At 69.6% G+C, this 15367-nt stretch carries 16 protein-coding genes, 1 tRNA gene and 1 other RNA gene; 6 read left to right on the top strand and 12 right to left on the bottom strand.

Going from position 1 to position 15367, the window contains the following annotated elements; translation table 11 throughout:
* Positions 1–2: 2 nt before the first annotated feature.
* Positions 3–803, bottom strand: a complete 801-nt coding sequence (locus ACRVYW_RS01765) for a CoA transferase subunit A (protein WP_431801099.1) — start codon at positions 801–803, stop codon at positions 3–5.
* Between the two features lie 104 nt (positions 804–907).
* On the opposite strand from ACRVYW_RS01765, the gene ACRVYW_RS01770 reads away from it, so the two are divergent.
* Complete coding sequence (locus ACRVYW_RS01770; RefSeq protein WP_431801101.1) at positions 908–1699, top strand: IclR family transcriptional regulator; 792 nt, start codon at positions 908–910, stop codon at positions 1697–1699.
* 37 nt (positions 1700–1736) lie between these two features.
* On the opposite strand, the gene ACRVYW_RS01775 is transcribed toward ACRVYW_RS01770, so the two are convergent.
* Genes ACRVYW_RS01775 through ACRVYW_RS01815 form a run of 9 tightly spaced genes read right to left on the bottom strand, consistent with a single transcriptional unit; the run spans position 1737 to position 10399 of the window.
* Positions 1737–2660, bottom strand: coding sequence for an alpha/beta hydrolase (locus ACRVYW_RS01775; RefSeq protein WP_431801103.1), 924 nt, complete (start codon positions 2658–2660; stop codon positions 1737–1739).
* Positions 2657–3409, bottom strand: coding sequence for a 3-hydroxybutyrate dehydrogenase (locus ACRVYW_RS01780; RefSeq protein WP_431801105.1), 753 nt, complete (start codon positions 3407–3409; stop codon positions 2657–2659). Before ACRVYW_RS01780 ends, ACRVYW_RS01775 begins: the two co-directional genes overlap by 4 nt.
* The gene (locus ACRVYW_RS01785; protein ID WP_431801107.1) at positions 3402–4094 is read right to left on the bottom strand and encodes a TetR/AcrR family transcriptional regulator; all 693 of its coding nucleotides are present in this window, start codon (positions 4092–4094) and stop codon (positions 3402–3404) included. Before ACRVYW_RS01785 ends, ACRVYW_RS01780 begins: the two co-directional genes overlap by 8 nt.
* The gene (locus ACRVYW_RS01790; RefSeq protein ID WP_431801109.1) at positions 4081–5670 is read right to left on the bottom strand and encodes a class I adenylate-forming enzyme family protein; all 1590 of its coding nucleotides are present in this window, start codon (positions 5668–5670) and stop codon (positions 4081–4083) included. The genes ACRVYW_RS01785 and ACRVYW_RS01790 overlap by 14 nt, the downstream gene beginning before the upstream one ends.
* Complete coding sequence (locus tag ACRVYW_RS01795) at positions 5667–6809, bottom strand: branched-chain amino acid ABC transporter permease (protein ID WP_431801111.1); 1143 nt, start codon at positions 6807–6809, stop codon at positions 5667–5669. The genes ACRVYW_RS01790 and ACRVYW_RS01795 overlap by 4 nt, the downstream gene beginning before the upstream one ends.
* Positions 6806–7684, bottom strand: coding sequence for a branched-chain amino acid ABC transporter permease (locus ACRVYW_RS01800; RefSeq protein WP_431801113.1), 879 nt, complete (start codon positions 7682–7684; stop codon positions 6806–6808). The genes ACRVYW_RS01795 and ACRVYW_RS01800 overlap by 4 nt, the downstream gene beginning before the upstream one ends.
* Positions 7681–8409, bottom strand: coding sequence for an ABC transporter ATP-binding protein (locus ACRVYW_RS01805; RefSeq protein WP_431801115.1), 729 nt, complete (start codon positions 8407–8409; stop codon positions 7681–7683). The genes ACRVYW_RS01800 and ACRVYW_RS01805 overlap by 4 nt, the downstream gene beginning before the upstream one ends.
* Positions 8406–9170 (bottom strand): ABC transporter ATP-binding protein, encoded by a 765-nt coding sequence (locus tag ACRVYW_RS01810; RefSeq protein ID WP_431801117.1) that lies wholly within the window; start codon positions 9168–9170, stop codon positions 8406–8408. The genes ACRVYW_RS01805 and ACRVYW_RS01810 overlap by 4 nt, the downstream gene beginning before the upstream one ends.
* Positions 9171–9196: 26 nt before the next feature.
* The gene (locus tag ACRVYW_RS01815) at positions 9197–10399 is read right to left on the bottom strand and encodes a substrate-binding domain-containing protein (protein ID WP_431801119.1); all 1203 of its coding nucleotides are present in this window, start codon (positions 10397–10399) and stop codon (positions 9197–9199) included.
* A gap of 155 nt (positions 10400–10554) precedes the next feature.
* Between ACRVYW_RS01815 and ACRVYW_RS01820 the strand changes: the two genes are divergently transcribed.
* Both ACRVYW_RS01820 and ACRVYW_RS01825 read left to right on the top strand, forming a co-directional pair.
* A complete protein-coding gene (locus tag ACRVYW_RS01820; protein ID WP_431801121.1) occupies positions 10555–10986 on the top strand; it encodes a MarR family winged helix-turn-helix transcriptional regulator in 432 nt (143 codons plus the stop codon).
* The gene (locus ACRVYW_RS01825; protein ID WP_431801123.1) at positions 10983–12218 is read left to right on the top strand and encodes an MFS transporter; all 1236 of its coding nucleotides are present in this window, start codon (positions 10983–10985) and stop codon (positions 12216–12218) included. The genes ACRVYW_RS01820 and ACRVYW_RS01825 overlap by 4 nt, the downstream gene beginning before the upstream one ends.
* Positions 12219–12490: 272 nt before the next feature.
* Here the strand turns inward: ACRVYW_RS01825 and ACRVYW_RS01830 are convergent.
* A tRNA-Lys gene (locus tag ACRVYW_RS01830) sits at positions 12491–12566 on the bottom strand.
* Positions 12567–12682: 116 nt separating this feature from the next.
* On the opposite strand from ACRVYW_RS01830, the gene ACRVYW_RS01835 reads away from it, so the two are divergent.
* On the top strand, positions 12683–13513 hold the full coding sequence (locus tag ACRVYW_RS01835) for an inositol monophosphatase family protein (protein ID WP_431801125.1): 831 nt from the start codon (positions 12683–12685) through the stop codon (positions 13511–13513).
* Between the two features lie 13 nt (positions 13514–13526).
* Positions 13527–14108, top strand: a complete 582-nt coding sequence (locus ACRVYW_RS01840; RefSeq protein WP_431801127.1) for a nitrate ABC transporter substrate-binding protein — start codon at positions 13527–13529, stop codon at positions 14106–14108.
* Between the two features lie 131 nt (positions 14109–14239).
* Here the strand turns inward: ACRVYW_RS01840 and ssrA are convergent.
* Positions 14240–14608, bottom strand: a transfer-messenger RNA (tmRNA) gene (ssrA, locus tag ACRVYW_RS01845).
* A gap of 95 nt (positions 14609–14703) precedes the next feature.
* On the opposite strand from ssrA, the gene ACRVYW_RS01850 reads away from it, so the two are divergent.
* Entirely contained in the window at positions 14704–15366 is a 663-nt protein-coding gene (locus ACRVYW_RS01850) for an SIMPL domain-containing protein (protein ID WP_431801129.1), read from the top strand.
* Position 15367: the final 1 nt, after the last annotated feature.

Consider the following 15367-nt stretch of genomic DNA (forward strand, 5'->3'; position numbering starts at 1 on the left):
GATCAGGCTCCTTCAGGGACGGGACGGCGGAGGGCTTCGTCGACGGACACGGTGCGACGCTCGATGCGCTTCTCGATGCCCGTGCCGACCTCGACGACACGGTGGACGTAGATGCCCGGGAGGTGGATGCTGTCAGGCTCGAGGTCGCCGGCGGGGACGAGCTCCTCGACCTGCGCGATGCACACCTTGCCGGCCATCGCCGCGAGCGGGTTGAAGTTCCGCGCCGCCTTGTTGAAGACGAGGTTGCCGTGCGTGTCGCCCTTCAGGGCGTGCACGAGCGCATAGTCGGTCACGATCGCCTCTTCGAGGACGTACTCCCCCTCCGTCCCACCCGGGGCGAAGGTGCGGACATCCTTCTGGGGCGAGGCGACGGCGATGCCGCCCTGCCCGTCGTACTTCCGCGGCAGGCCCCCCTCAGCGACCTGCGTTCCGACGCCGGTCTGCGTGAAGAACGCGGCGATGCCCGATCCCCCGGCGCGGAGCTTCTCGGCGAGCGTCCCCTGCGGGGTCAGTTCGAGCTCGAGCTCGCCGGAGAGGAACTGCCGCTCGAACTCCTTGTTCTCCCCCACGTAGGACGAGGTCATCTTGCGGATGCGCTTCGCGTTCAGGAGGACGCCCAGGCCCCAGTCGTCGACGCCGCAGTTGTTGGAGACGATGGACAGGTCGCTCGTGCCCTGGGCGAGGATCGCCTCGATGAGGGCGATGGGGTTGCCCGAGAGTCCGAAGCCGCCGACGGCGAGCGAGGCCCCGTCGGGGATGTCGGCGACGGCCTCCGCAGCCGTCGCGTAGGTCTTGTCGATCACGTGTACTCCTTCGTGTTCCGTGCACGACCATCGTGCGCCCCGCCGCGCGGCTCACGCACGCGGCTGTTTGCCATGTGAACGATCGGCGCAGTAGTGTCCACATCATGGACAGCGTGGTCGGAACCAGCGTTCCCGGAGCCCAAGCGATCGCGCGGGCCGCCGCACTCCTCCGACTCGTCACCGGCGCCGGCGACGCGGGCGTCACGATCGCGGACCTCGCCCGGCGCGCCGACCTCACGCGACCCACGACCCACCGACTCCTCGCGGCCCTGCGCCAAGAGGGCCTCGTCGATCACGACGAGACGACGCATCGCTGGATGCCGGGACCCGAGCTCTACCTCATGGGGACCGTCGCCGCCTCGCGCTATGACATCACTGCGATCGCGCGCGACATCGTACGGTCGCTCGCCGTCCGCACCGAGGAGAGCGCGTTCCTCTCGGTGCGGCGCGGCGACGAGACGGTCTGCCTCATCCGCGAGGACGGCAGCTTCCCGATCCGCTCGTTCGTCCTCTCCGAGGGGACGCGCTTCCCCCTCGGCGTCGCCTCCGCGGGCCTCGCGATCCTGGCCTTTCTGCCGCCCCACGATGTGGACGCCTATTTCGAACGGCATCCGGAGCTCGGCGATCGTCACGGCAGCGCACACGCGGAATCGCGCCTGCGCACACGCCTGCGTGAGACGCAGGAGCGCGGATTCGCGCTCAACCCCGGGCTCATCGTCGAGGGCAGCTACGGACTCGGCGCCGCGGTCTTCACGCGATCCGGGCACCCGCAGTGGGCACTCAGCCTCACGGGAGTCGAGTTCCGCTTCACGCCCGAGCGCATCCCCGAGCTCGGGCGCACGCTCCTCGCGCACGCCCACCAGCTCTCGACACGCGTCGCCGCGGCCGCGCGCTGACCGCGCCGCGTCTGCGCCGGGTGCGGACGTTGCGCACTCAGGCGACGGGCGTCGCCGCCGCGAGCGCGAGCTGCGCCGTCACGAGGCCCGCGAGCCGCTCCGCGCCCGCGCGGCTGAGGACGACGGTGTAGTGGTTGAACTCCGGCCACCGTTCGTGCTCGATCGTCGGCGTGCCGGCGAGCAGACGGGGCAGGTGCGCCTCCGCGTAGAGTCCCGGCTCCTCGTCCTGCAGGCCCCGGGGCACCGTGATGAGCACCGTCGGATGCGTCAGCGCGGCGAGGGCGTCGGAGATCGTCGACGTGGTGTTCATGTCGATCGTGTCCTCGACCGTCGTCGCATACGACGTCGCCGGGCGGAGCCGGTCCCCGTCCGGGACGAGGTCGTACGACAGGTAGCGCTCGAGCTGGGGCGTCCAGTCCGCCGCGAAGGCGGGGTGATCGCGCCAGAAGTCGAGATAGTCGGCCGGGCTGTCGAAACGCAGGTTCAGCCGTGCGGCCGTCGGCCCGAGGATCGCGGCGACGAGCTCATCCGGCGTGAGCCCCGCGGGCGCGTCGAGCGGAAGGCCTCCGTCGACGAAGACGAGACGGGAGACGAGCGCGGGATGCCGGACGGCGAACACTCCCGCAACGAACGCACCCATCGAGTGGGCGACGACGACGACGGGGCCGAGGCCCAGCGCCTCCGACACGGCGGCGAGGTCGTCGGCGTGGTTCGCCATGCCCGCGGGACCCTCGAGCGTGTTGCTGCGGCCGCGGCCGCGGAGATCGGGCGCGACGATGCGGACGCCGGGGAGGGCCTCGGCGAGGAACTCCCAGGCGAGGTGCGACGACGTGACCCCGTGGATCGCGAGGATCGTCGGGGCGTCGGAGCTCGCGGCATCCCACACGCCGACGTGCAGGTCTCCCCCCGCGACGGGGATCTCGACGGCGCGGACCGGCCGCGCGCTCGGCACGTCGGTCATCGCGCCGTCCACCCGCCGTCGATCGTGTAGCTGGCGCCGGTGACCATACCGGCGCGGTCCGAGGCGAGCCAGCCGGCCAGCGAGGCGACCTCGTCGGCCTCGACGAGACGCTTCACGACGCTCTCGGTCAGCATGATCTTCTCGACGACCTCGCTCTCGGGGATGCCGTGGACCTTCGCCTGGTCGGCGATCTGCTTCTCGACCAGTGGGGTGCGCACGTACGCGGGGTTGATGCAGTTGCTCGTCACGCCGTGCGGTCCGCCCTCGAGGGCCGTCACCTTCGACAGACCCTCCAGCGCGTGCTTTGCGGCGACGTAGGCAGACTTGAAGGCGCTCGCGCGCAGGCCGTGCGCGCTCGAGATGTTGATGACCCGGCCCCAGCCCCGCTCGTACATGTACGGCAGCGACGCGCGGATGAGAAGGAAGGGCGACTCCACCATGAGGCGGTGCATGAAGCGCCAGCGCTCCGGGTCGAACTCCTGGATGGGCGACACCGTCTGGATGCCGGCGTTGTTGACGAGGATGTCCGCCTCGAGGGTGAGGTCGATCTGCGCGTCGGTGTCGGAGAGATCGACGACCCAGGCCTCGCCGCCGACCCGCTCGGCGACCTCCTGTGCTGCGTCGCCGTTGAAATCGGCGACGATCACGTGCGCTCCGCGGGAGGCGAACTCCTCCACGCACGCCAGACCGATCCCGCTCGCGCCGCCCGTGACGAGCGCGCGCCTTCCCGCGAGGTCCTGTTCAGGCATCCGTGCCCCCTTCGTTCTGCGGCGACGCGCTGCGCGCCGCCAGCGCGTTGCGGATGAACCGCATCATGTGGTCGATGATCTCCGTGGGCATCGCCGCCGGCGCGGCGCCCTCGTCGTCCTGCTCCCAGAGCAGGTAGCGCATGCCGATGAGCTCGCCCGCGCCCATCAGCGCCCACGCGGTGACCTCGGGATCGAGGGCCTCGTCGACGTCACCGTCCTGCTGCGCGGCGCGCAGGCCCGCCTCGTAGCCGTCGACGATGCGCGTGTAGTGCAGGCGCAGCATGTCGGGCGAGACGAACTCCGCCTCGCGCACGACCCGGTACAGCGCCGGATGCGCGGCGGTGAAGCGGAAGAACCCCTCGAAGCCGGCGCGCTCGGCGTCGATGCGGCTCGTGGTGCCCGCCATCGCCTCGCTCATCGAGTGCCGCACGCGGCGGTTGAGGTCGATGACGAGCTCTTCGAAGATCTGCTGCTTGCTGTCGAAGTACAGATAGAACGTGCCGAGACCGATGCCGGCGCGCTCGGTGATCTTCACGATGGATGCCTCGTGGTAGCCGAGGTCGGCGAACACCTGCTCCGCGGCCTCGAGGAGCTTCCGGCGGGTGGCCTCACCACGCTTGGTGAGGGGCTTTCCGGTCGCGGAGAGGACCGCCTCGGTGGGAGCGTACGGATCAGCGGTGGTCATGGGTCCCCTCCTCCACGAGTGCGACGGCGCGGTCGCGCAGCCGCGCGCGGGCGAGCTTCTCGATCGTCGAACGCGGGAGCGTGTCGACGAACGCGATGCGCACCGGCACCTTGAATCCGGCGAGCTCGGCGCGGGCGTGCATGAGCAGCTCGTCCTCGCCGAGGGTCGCGCCCTCGGCGCGGACGACGAACGCCACGCCGCGCTCCCCCCAGACCGGGTCGGGGACGCCGACGACGGCGGCCTCGGCGACAGCCGGGTGCAGGCACAGTGCGCGTTCGACCTCGGCGGGCGCGACGTTCTCACCGCCGGAGATGAAGATGTCCTTCAGCCGGTCGACGATCCGGAAGACCCCCGACGCGTCGCGGTGGGCGATGTCGCCCGATCGCAGCCACTCCCCCGCCATCGCGCGCGCCGTCGCGGCCTCGTCGTGCAGGTAGCCCGCGAAGACGCTCGGCCCGCGCACCCACAGCTCGCCGGTGGCTTCGCCGTCGAGCACGAGCCCCGTCGCGGGGTCGGCGATGCAGACGTCGACGTAGCGGTAGGGGCGCCCGACCGCGCCGGGGTACCGTGCGGTGTCTCCCGCGGGAAGGCACAGGACGTTCGGGGATGCCTCGGTCAGCCCGTATCCCTGGGTGAGCGGGACACCGGCATCCGCCCACCGCCGCGCGAGGTCGACGGGAACGGTCGCGCCGCCCACGAGCGCCCGGCGGAGGGGCCCCGCGATCACCTCGGAGAAGTCCGGGTCGTCGGCGAGCAGGCGGTACTGCGTCGGCACGCCCATCATCGTCGTGACGCCCCGCTCCGCGAGCAGGTGCAGGATGCGGCGGGGTTGGAACGAGCGCTCGAGCACGACCGTCGCGCCCACCCACCAGGCGAGCAGCGGCTGGCAGTTCCACGCCGCGATGTGGAACTGCGGGAGGACCGCGAGCACCACGTCGTCGGCCGTGATCGAAAGGGCGCCGGCGAGGGCGAGGTTGTTCCAGAAGCAGTTGGCGTGCGTGAGGACGACGCCCTTAGGCGCCGCCTCGCTGCCGGATGTGTGGATGACCAGGAGCGCGTCGTCATCGCGGACGGCGCGTGCAGGGGCCGGTTCTCCGCGGCGCGCGGGGACCGACGCCTCGATCCCGGTGGTACCGAGCGCGCTCACCGGCGGCGCGTCGGCGACGGCGCGGAGGGCGTCGGCGGCGAGCCCCACGTACTCGTCCTCGATGAGCAGCAGCGCGGGCGCCGACGTGCCGACGACCTCGGCCAGTTCGCGCGGGGCGAGGCGCCACGACAGCGGCATGAACGCGATGCCCGCCTTCGCACAGGCGAAGAACGCGACGACGTGCTCGATCGAGTTGCCCGACACCGTCCCGATCCGGTCGCCCGGGCCGTAGCCGGCGGCGCGCAGCGACGCCGCGAGGCCGAACGCCCGCGCCTCGAGGTCCGCGTACCCGATCCGCACCCCCCGGTCGTCGATCGCGGTGCGATCGGGTGAGGACGCGGCGCGGTCGGTCAGCCAGCGACCGATCGTGTGTGCTCCGTCGGTCGTGGGCTCGGCATCCGCCGTCCACGCCGCGCCGCGGCCCGTCATACCTTCACCTCCACCGTGTCATCGACCTGCTGGACCTCGTCGTCCAGCTGGCGCAGCTGCGAACGGGTCCGCTCGCCGCGACGACGCCGCACCCACGCATCGAGGGTGCCGGCGATGCCGCCGGGCAGGAACATGACGACGAGGATGAACAGCACGCCGAGGATGAACAGCGGCTCGGACAGCGGGATGTCCAGCCACGCGGGCAGCTCGTCGATCCACGCGGATCGGGCGAGTACCGTGAGGCGCTGGTCGAGCATCGTGTAGAGCACGCCTCCCACGATCGCACCCCAGCGGAACCCGACGCCACCGAGGACCACCATGACGAGCACGGTGATGGTGAGGTCGGCGCCGACCGCGCTCGGCTGCGTGCCGGATTGCAGGAGCATGTAGGCGACGCCGGCGAGGGCGGCGCAGACTCCCGCGACGACGAACACGATGAGCTTCGCGACGTAGGGGCGAAGGCCGAGCACCTGCACGCGCAGCTCGTTCTCGCGCGTCGCCTGGGCGAGGTGCCCGAGACGCGATCGGTCGACCCACAGGACGATCAGGTAGACGATGACGAGGACCGCGAGGGTCACCCAGTAGAGGTTCCGGGTGTTGACCACGCCGACGAGCCAGTCGGGGACGAACTCGACGGGAAGGCGCAGTCCCTCCTCGCCGCCGGTCACTTGCTGGTTGCGTCGGACGAGCACGGAGCCGGCCTGAGCGAAGGCGAGGGTCACCATCGCGAACGGGATGCCGGAGACGCGCATCGCGATCGATCCGGTAAAGGCGGCGAGCAGGAGTCCGCCGAGGAGGGCGAGCGGGATGCCGACGATGAGCGGAACCTGCAGGAGCTTCAGGACGAGGCCGAGTCCGTACGCCCCGGCTCCGAAGTAGAGCGCGTGGCCGAACGAGAGCATGCCGGATGTGCCCAGCAGCAGGTTGTACGACAGCGCGAGCGCCGCGAACACCATGCACAGCGACAGCAGGGCGAGGCTTCCCGGGGTGTAGGTGGGGCCGGGGAGGATGCCGGGGAGGGAGACGTTCAGCAGCGGCAGGATCGCCATCACGACGACGAGCACCGCGCCCACGATGAAGGGAGCGTACTGGCCCTTGCGTCCCGCGACCAGCGTCGGGACTCCGGTGGTGACGGTCATGCGGCTTTCCTCCCCATGAGGCCGGTGGGACGCACCAGCAGGACGACGGCGAGGAGGGCGACGACGATGAAGTCTCCCGTGCCGTTGAGATAGACGTTCGCGAACTGCTGCAGCACGGCGACGAGCACCGAGGCGATCGCCGCTCCCGTGAGCGAGCCGAGCCCGCCGATGACGGTGACGATGAACGCGAAGATCAGGAGCGTCGCGCCCATGTGCGCCGACACGTACGTGTACCAGTGCATCGCGAGCACGCCGCCGATACCGGCCGCCGCTCCACCGATCGCGAACACGAGGGTGAAGCTCTTGCGCACGTCGATGCCGAGCGCGGTGACCATCGAGCGGTTCTCGACGCCCGCGCGGATGATCATGCCGTAGCGGGTCTTGCGGAGGAAGAGCACGAGACCGGCGAGCACGAGGGCGGCGGCGATCATGAGCACCCAATAGGTGTTCGGGATGCGGGCGCCGAGCACCTCGGTCGTGCCCTTCAGCCACGGCGGCCCCGCGATGTTGATCGCGTCGGTGCCCCAGATGCCCTCGAAGAGGGCCACGGCGGCGAAGGAGAGACCGACCGTCACGAGCACCTGTTCGATGTGACGCTCGTAGAGGGGCCGGATGAGGAAGAGTTCCGTGAGCGTCGCGAAGATCGCGCCGACGATCGCACCGACCAGGATCGAGACGAGGAACGACCCCCACGAGGCGGTGCCGAGGCTCTGCGCGACCCACCAGCCGATGAAGGCGCTGAGGGTGAGGAACGCGCCGTGCGCGAAGTTCAGCACGTGCATGAGGCCGTAGATGAGGCTGAGGCCCGAGGCGACGAGGAAGTACAGGGCCCCGAGGCCGATGCCGGTCAGGAGGATGAGGACGATGCTGCTCATGCGTGGGCCTCCGCGCTGACGCCCAGAAGGCGGGTGGTGAGGGCGACGTCGTCGAGGATCTCGCGCGCCGTGCCGGTGTGGACGACCCGTCCGCTCGCGATGACGATCGCGTCGTCGGCGAGGCGACGGACGACCTCGAGGTTCTGCTCGACGAGGAGGATGGGGACGATCTTCGAGGCCTCCTCCAAGGCATCCGCCACTTCGGCGACGATCTTCGGCGCGAGCCCCTTCGTGGGCTCGTCGACGAGGAGGATCCGGTTCTCGTTGAGGAGGGCGCGCGCGACCGAGACCATCTGCTGCTGGCCGCCCGAGAGTGTGCCGGCGAGCTGCCCGCGACGCTTGACGAGGTCGGGGAAGAGCTCGGCGACGAATTCACGGCGCGGGTTCTTGTCGCGCTCGGCGAGGGAGAGGTTCTCGGCGACGGTGAGACCCGCGAACACCTCGCGGTCCTCGGGGACGTACCCCACGCCGCGCTGGACGATCTGGTGGGTCTGGAGGCCGTCGATCCGCTCGCCGGCCAGGACGATGTCGCCGCGGCGGCTGATGAGGCCCAGGATGCCGCGGATCGTCGACGTCTTGCCGACGCCGTTGCGTCCGAGGACGGCGGTGATGCCGGTGGGAGGCACCTGGAAGGTGACGTCTTCGACGACCTGTTGCCCGGCGATGGATGCCGACAGGTGCGTGACGGTGAGGATGGGGTCGGGGAGCGTGGCCGGCGTGCTCATGCCGCAGTCCCGAGGTAGGCGCTCTGCACGAGCGGGTTCTCCATGATCTTCTGGGGCGTGTCGAACGCGATGATCGAGCCGGAGTACATCACGGCGACGTGGTCGACGAGGCCCATGAGGACGTCGATGTGGTGTTCGACCATGAGGACGGTGCACTGCTTGTCGCGCTGCATCTCGCGGATGTTCTCGACGAGCCCGGGCACATCGCCCGAGGCGACGCCGGCCATCGGCTCGTCGAGGAGGACGAGCTTCGCGTCGGTCGCCAGCAGCACCGCGATCTCGAGCTTGCGCTTGTCGCCGTGCGAGATGTCGCCGGCCGCCGTGTCGAGCTTGTGGGTGAGACCGAGCTTGATCAGCTGCTCGAGGGCGATCTGGGTGGCGGCATCCGAGGCCCGCGGGAAGCGCAGCAGGGAGTAGTTGCCGCCGAGACCGACCTGAGCGGCGATCCGGACGTTCTCCAGGACGCTGAGTCTCGGGAAGAGACTCGACGTCTGGAAGGTGCGACCCAGCCCCGCCCGCGCCCGCAGGGGCACGGAGGTACGGGTGATGTCCTCTCCGTCCATCAGGATGCGACCTGCGGTGGGCCGGGAGATGCCGGAGATCACGTTGAAGAGCGTGGTCTTCCCGGCGCCGTTGGGCCCGATCACACCGACGAGGCTGCCGGGTGCGATCTCGAGGTTCACGTCCTGGAGGATGGTCGCTCCACCGATCTGCAGGCCGAGGCCTTCGACCGAGAGCGCGGGCGCGATTGGGGTCGTCATGATGTGTGTTCCTCAGCCGTTCGGCGTCACTGCTTCTCGGCGGGGGCGACCTCGTCCGCGGGGACGGTGTCGACGAGCTCGGGCGTGAAGGCGCCGCCGTCGGAGACGAGCTTCACCTGGTACATCTCCTGGATGAGCGCGTGGTCGCTGGCGCGGACCGTGAGCTTCCCCTTGGGGCCGTCGAACTCGAAGCCTTCGAGCGCTGCGACCATCGCGTCGACGTCGCCCTTGCCCTCCTTGATGGCCTGAACGAGCATGATCGCCGCGTTGAAGCCGTCGGGGGTGAACAGGTCGGGGGTGCCGCCGGCCTTCTCGACCGCCTCGATCATGGTGTCGTTGACCTCATTGTCGGGAGCGCCCGGAAAGTAGTGGTTCAGGAAGCTGATCTTCTCGGATGCCTCGCCGTATGCGCCGAAGGTCGCCGAGTCGCCGAGACCGGTGACGACCGGCACCGCGTCAAAGACGCCCTGCTGGCTCATCGCCTGCCACATGGCGCCCGAGGTCGCACCGGCCCACGCCACGAAGACTAGGTCGGGGCTGCCGGCGAGCACCTGCTGCGCGAACGGCGTGAACTCGGTCACGTCCTCTGCGACCAGCACGCTGTTCACCGTCGCACCCTTGCCGCCGAGGATCGCCTTGACGGCGGCCTCGTTGCCCTGACCGAACGCGTTGTTCTGCGCGAAGACCGTGACGGTCTTGCCCTCGAGGTCTCCGAGGAACGTTCCGGCGGTCGCGACGTCCTGCGCGGACTGTCGGCCCGTGCGGAACGTGTAGTCGTTGATGCCGGTAATCGCGTCGGCGGCCGCGGGGCCGGAGAGGAAGAGGACCTTGTTCTGGCCCGCCTGTTCGGCGAGGGCCGCGGCGACGCCCGACGAGGCGCTGCCGGCGAGGATGTTGACGCCGTCGCCGATGAGCTCCTTCGCGACGCCGACCGCGGTGTCGGGGTCACCGGCGTCGTCGCGGTACTCGACCGTGATCTTCGTCCCATTGACCTCATCGGTGCCGTCGGTCGCCCACTCGAGCCCGGCCTTGAAGCCGTCGAGGTACTGCTTGCCGTAGCTGGCGAGTGGTCCGGTCTCGCTCGTGATGACGCCGACCGTGATCTCAGCGGGGCCGGCCTCGCCGGACTCCGTCGGGCTGGTCGTGCCCGTGGACGGCGCGCAGGCCGCCAGGGTGAGGGCGGCCGTAGCGATCACGGTCCCCAGGAGCAACTTCTTTGTAACCCGCATGTGCGTGCCTTTCACCATTGGAAGGGGTACCTGAAACATGATTCAGGTACTGAGAGTCTGTTCAGGTTCGCGGTCGCTGTCAAATTCGGCGGGACGCGTCGCGATCACGATCCGGTAACCATGCCGATTACATACCTTCGATATATACTGTTGGTATGCAAATGGGTGATGACATCCTCCGTCTCGTCACCGGCGCCCACGCCCTCACGCGCGTCGCGTCTCTCGAGACCCGAAACGAAGCGCCCGCCGCCCAGTGGCGCACGCTCTCCTTGCTTCGCGACCACGGCCCCCAACGCGTGGGCGACCTCGCCGCCCTGAGCCGCGTGACGCAGCCGGGAATGACGCGCCTGGTCGCGCAGATGGCCGACGCCGGGCTGCTGGAGCGGCACCCCGACGAACACGACTCTCGGGCGACCGTGGTCACGATCACCCCCGCCGGGCGCGCGGCGTTCGCCGAGTGGATGCAGGCGCTCAGCGACGCGCTCGCTCCGCGCTTCGCCGACCTCGACGAGGATGACTGGGCGGCCGTTCGCCGCGCCGCCGACATCGTCGAGCAGCGCACGCGCGTCGCGGAGGTGAGCCGATGAGCGCCCACGCTCCCGCCGAGAAGGTCAACATCTGGCGCCAGCCTGCGCAGGTCTGGGCCGTCGCCTTCGCCTGCGTCATCGCCTTCATGGGCATCGGACTCGTCGATCCCATCCTCCCCGCGATCGCCGAATCGCTCGAGGCGACGCCGGTGGAGACCGAGCTGCTCTTCACGAGCTACCTCGTCGTCACCGGACTCGCGATGCTCATCACCAGCTGGATCTCTTCGCGTATCGGCACGAAGGCGACTCTCCTCATCGGGCTCGGCCTGATCGTCGTCTTCGCGCTCCTGTGCGCGCTGTCGAACAGCGTCGATGCGATCATCGGCTTCCGTGCCGGCTGGGGCCTCGGCAACGCCCTGTTCATCTCCACCGCGCTCGCCACGATCGTCGGCGCCGCGTCGGGAGGCTCGGCCGCGGCGATCATCCTGTACGAGGCGGCACTCGGCCTCGGCATCGCGATCGGGCCGCTCGTCGGAGGCATCCTGGGCGAAGTCAGCTGGCGAGGACCCTTCTTCGGGGTGGTCGCGCTCATGGTGATCGGATTCGTCGCGGTCCTCGTGCTGCTGCGCAGCGGCGACGAGAAGCGCACCAAGATCCCGCTGTCGGCACCGTTCCGCGCGCTGCGTCAGCCGGCCCTCATGGTGCTCGCCATCGCGGCGTTCTTCTACAACATCGGGTTCTTCGTTCTCCTGGCCTTCTCCCCCTTCCCTCTCGGGTTCGGCGCGATGGGCATCGGGCTGACGTTCTTCGGATGGGGTGTCGCGCTCGCGATCACGAGCGTGTGGGTCGCCCCGATCATGCTGCGCCGCCTCCGCCGGTCGACGGCGATGATCATCGTGCTGCCGTTGCTCGCGATCGACCTGATCGTCGCCGCGATCTTCGTGGAGACCCCCGCGGCCCTCGTCGCATGCATCATCGTCGGCGGCCTGCTGCTCGGTCTCATGAACACGATCCTCACCGAGTCGGTCATGGAGGCCACCGACATGCCGCGCTCGGTCGCCTCGTCGGCGTACTCGTCGGTCCGCTTCCTCGGGGGCGCCATCGCCCCGCCGGTGGCCGCAGCCCTGTGGCACGCCACCAACGCCTCGGTGCCGTTCCTCTTCGCCGCCGTGGCGATCCTCATCTCGACCGCGAAGATCCTGTTCGGGCGGAGGGCGCTGGCACGCATCGACGCACATGAGGCGGATGCCGCGGAGGAGGCGGTCGCCGTCCTCGTCGGCGACGCCGCCTGAGCCTCACGGAGGAGCGCCCGGGCCGGACCTTATGGTCCGGCCCGGGCGCTTCTCCATCCGTCGGGCGAGGTCAGTACCCGGCGTCGCCGCCCTCTGCCGGCTGCGCCGCAGGGCGAGGAGATAGAGGCCGATCATGCCGATCCAGATCTTCTCCTGGGGGGACAGCTGAGACGAAGAATCCACGCGCCCACTATGCCCGACAGACGGTGGGGAAACGTTCGACGACGAAGAAGACCCCGGTGCACTCGCGTGCGAACCGGGGCCTTTTCTTGTGGTGCACCCCCTGGGACTCGAACCCAGAACCCACTGATTAAGAGTCAGTTGCTCTGCCGATTGAGCTAGAGGTGCGTTCCGTGATCCGCCCGACATCGCTCTGTGAGAAGCGGGGCGAACCGAGGGTCAACGTTACCATCCCGATGCCGTTCATCGCGAATCGAGCATGTGCCGGCCGCTATCGTTGAGGGGTGACCTCCCCCGCCGACTCCGTCTCGTGGAGCGCGCCTTTCGACGGCGACCTGGGTGACGATCTGGCCCTCGCCCTGCGGCTGGCGGACGCGGCGGATGCCGTTTCGATGGCTCGCTTCGATGCAGCCGACCTCGAAGTGAGCCTCAAAGCCGACGCGTCGCACGTCACGGAGGCGGACCTCGCGACCGAGCGGGCGATTCGCGGCATCCTCGCGGCCGAACGGCCGAGCGACGGCATCCTGGGGGAAGAGTTCGGAACGTCGGGCGACGTGACGAGGCAGTGGATCGTCGACCCGATCGATGGGACGGCGAACTACCTCAAGGGCATCCCGATGTGGACCACGCTGATCGCGCTCGCGATCGACGGCGTGCCGCGCGTCGGCGTCGCGAGCCAGCCCGCGCTGGGACGTCGCTGGTGGGCGGCGACGGGCCTCGGCGCGTGGACGAACGTCCCCGGCGCCGAGGCGCGCCGCCTCCAGGTCTCCGGCGTCGACCGCATCGAAGACGCGAGTGTCAGCTTCCAGTCCATCGAGCAGTGGGACGAGGTCGGTCGCTCCGACGATCTTCTCCGCCTCTCCCGCGCGGTGTGGCGCGACCGCGGCTACGGCGACACCTGGCCGTACATGCTGCTCGCCGAGGGCCGGCTCGAGTTCGTCGCCGAGTTCGGCGTCAAGGAGTACGACATCGCCGCGCTCGTTCCGATCATCACCGAGGCGGGCGGCCGGTTCACCGACATCGACGGGGCCGACTCGATCGCCTCACGCTCGTCACTCGCGACCAACGGCATCCTGCACACGCCCTTCCTGTCCCTGCTCACCTCCGCCACCTGACGTGAATCGACCGATGCCCGCACACCGCCGCTCCCTGCTCACTCTGTCCGCGCTCGGGCTCGCGCTCGCGATGCTGTCCGGATGCGCCTCTTCGCCCGAGCCCACCCCGACGGCCACCGTCGGCACCGACGCCCCGTCGGCCGATCCGTCAGCACCGGCGCCCGAGCCCACCGCTCGCCCCACCGCGACAGACGCCGCTGCGACGTGCGAGACGCTCATCGTCGGCGACCTCCTCGACGAACTCACGGCGCAGGGATGGACCGCGAAAGAGACCCCGTTCGCCGCCGGCGGCGTCACCGTCGACGGTGGACTTCAGTGCACGTGGGCGGACTACGACGTGCCGTCGGGGAACCTCATGCTCTTCGGTTGGGCTCCGATCACCGCCGACCAGGCGACGCGCATGCAGAAGGGCCTCGAGGCCGAAGGCTGGCTGCGCGAAGAGGGCTCCGAGACGTTGTACATCACCGAAGACCCCATGCAGGCCCCCACGATCGACGAGAACGGCTACGGCATGACGTACGAGTTCGGCGACGGGTGGGTCACCGTCTCCGACACGAAGCAGAACCTCCTGCTCATCTCGCGCCCCGCGAGCTGACGGCGGCGCCCGGCGCCCCCAGCACCTCCCCACGAACGACGAAGGCCGGAACCCCGATCTCGAGACGGATCTCGACGATCGATGGTTCCAGCCTTCGCACATCTCCGTGCACGACCTGCGTGACAGCGGCGTCGTGGAGCTGGGGGGAATCGAACCCCCGTCCAACGCTGAGATACTGCGTCTTCTCCGGGCGCAGTCTGTAGAGGCGTTCTGCTCGGCTCCGACCTTTGTCACAGACACCTAGGTCGACGAGCCCAGCCTCAGAAGAGTCCCGCGTGACGTCGAGGCCCCGTCACACGGCAAGATCCCTAGATGACGCCAGGGTCCGTAGCGGGATCGCCTACGGTCTGACGGACTTCAGGCTCGCTTAGGCAGCGAGGGCGAAGTCGTTGCGCTTTGCATCGGCAACTATTGGTTCGCAGAGATCGTTTACGAGATAACCCTGCATCCTCGGCCCGCTTCCCGCAGCTTCGCAGGCGCTGTCGAAACCGATCAGCCCCGTGAGCCACGTGGCCAGAGAGCCACTGTCACGCTGTGGAGTTGTGAAGGAGTGCTGCTCGGGTGCCGTTGGCATCCGAGCATTACAGTTTACCCCATGAGCGAGGTCATCATCACCGTCCGGGGGCGCAGCGAGGCGCGCGTCCTTCCCGAGCGCGCCGTCGCGCACATCGTCGCCGCCGCCGACGGTCCCGAACGCGGACCCGTCGTTGAGCGCATCGCCGCGCTCGCCGAACCGGTCCGCGCCGACCTCGACGCACGCAAAGCCGCCGGCACGATCGCCGACTGGTCGAGCCAGCGGGTCTCGGTGTGGTCCGATCGCCCCTGCAACAACGAGGGCCGTCAGCTCGACCCCATCCACCACGCCTCGGTCGAGCTCACGGCGACCTTCACCGACGTCCTCGCCCTGTCGGACTGGTTGAACGGCGTCGCGGCGACCGAGGGCCTGCAGGCCGGGAACGTCGAGTGGCAGCTGACCCCCGAGACCCGCGCACGCGTCGAGCGCGAGGTCGCGACCGAGGCGGTCGGGGTCGCGGTGGAGCGGGCGACGGCGTATGCGGCCGCCATCGGTCGCACCACCGTCACACCCGTGCAGATCGCCGATCTCGGGCTCCTCGACGGCAGCTCGCCCGAGGGCCAGCCGCGCATGTTCGCACGCGCCGCCATGGCGATGGATGCCGCACCGCCCGCGACGGTCGACTTCCGCCCCGATGAGATCGTCGTCTCCGCGGCCGTCGAGGCGCGCTTCAGCGCCACCTGAT

This window comes from Microbacterium sp. bgisy203 (genome assembly GCF_965345155.1).
Taxonomy (GTDB): Bacteria; Actinomycetota; Actinomycetes; order Actinomycetales; family Microbacteriaceae; genus Microbacterium.

What these genes read in the sequence shown, in the direction of transcription:
- ACRVYW_RS01770 (WP_431801101.1), top strand. Translation starts at nt 908, where the DNA reads ATGGACAGCGTGGTCGGAACCAGCGTTCCCGGAGCCCAAGCGATCGCG.
- ACRVYW_RS01775 (WP_431801103.1), bottom strand. Translation starts at nt 2,660, where the DNA reads ATGACCGACGTGCCGAGCGCGCGGCCGGTCCGCGCCGTCGAGATCCCC.
- ACRVYW_RS01780 (WP_431801105.1), bottom strand. Translation starts at nt 3,409, where the DNA reads ATGCCTGAACAGGACCTCGCGGGAAGGCGCGCGCTCGTCACGGGCGGC.
- ACRVYW_RS01785 (WP_431801107.1), bottom strand. Translation starts at nt 4,094, where the DNA reads ATGACCACCGCTGATCCGTACGCTCCCACCGAGGCGGTCCTCTCCGCG.
- ACRVYW_RS01790 (WP_431801109.1), bottom strand. Translation starts at nt 5,670, where the DNA reads ATGACGGGCCGCGGCGCGGCGTGGACGGCGGATGCCGAGCCCACGACC.
- ACRVYW_RS01795 (WP_431801111.1), bottom strand. Translation starts at nt 6,809, where the DNA reads ATGACCGTCACCACCGGAGTCCCGACGCTGGTCGCGGGACGCAAGGGC.
- ACRVYW_RS01800 (WP_431801113.1), bottom strand. Translation starts at nt 7,684, where the DNA reads ATGAGCAGCATCGTCCTCATCCTCCTGACCGGCATCGGCCTCGGGGCC.
- ACRVYW_RS01805 (WP_431801115.1), bottom strand. Translation starts at nt 8,409, where the DNA reads ATGAGCACGCCGGCCACGCTCCCCGACCCCATCCTCACCGTCACGCAC.
- ACRVYW_RS01810 (WP_431801117.1), bottom strand. Translation starts at nt 9,170, where the DNA reads ATGACGACCCCAATCGCGCCCGCGCTCTCGGTCGAAGGCCTCGGCCTG.
- ACRVYW_RS01815 (WP_431801119.1), bottom strand. Translation starts at nt 10,399, where the DNA reads ATGCGGGTTACAAAGAAGTTGCTCCTGGGGACCGTGATCGCTACGGCC.
- ACRVYW_RS01820 (WP_431801121.1), top strand. Translation starts at nt 10,555, where the DNA reads ATGCAAATGGGTGATGACATCCTCCGTCTCGTCACCGGCGCCCACGCC.
- ACRVYW_RS01825 (WP_431801123.1), top strand. Translation starts at nt 10,983, where the DNA reads ATGAGCGCCCACGCTCCCGCCGAGAAGGTCAACATCTGGCGCCAGCCT.
- ACRVYW_RS01840 (WP_431801127.1), top strand. Translation starts at nt 13,527, where the DNA reads ATGCCCGCACACCGCCGCTCCCTGCTCACTCTGTCCGCGCTCGGGCTC.
- ACRVYW_RS01850 (WP_431801129.1), top strand. Translation starts at nt 14,704, where the DNA reads ATGAGCGAGGTCATCATCACCGTCCGGGGGCGCAGCGAGGCGCGCGTC.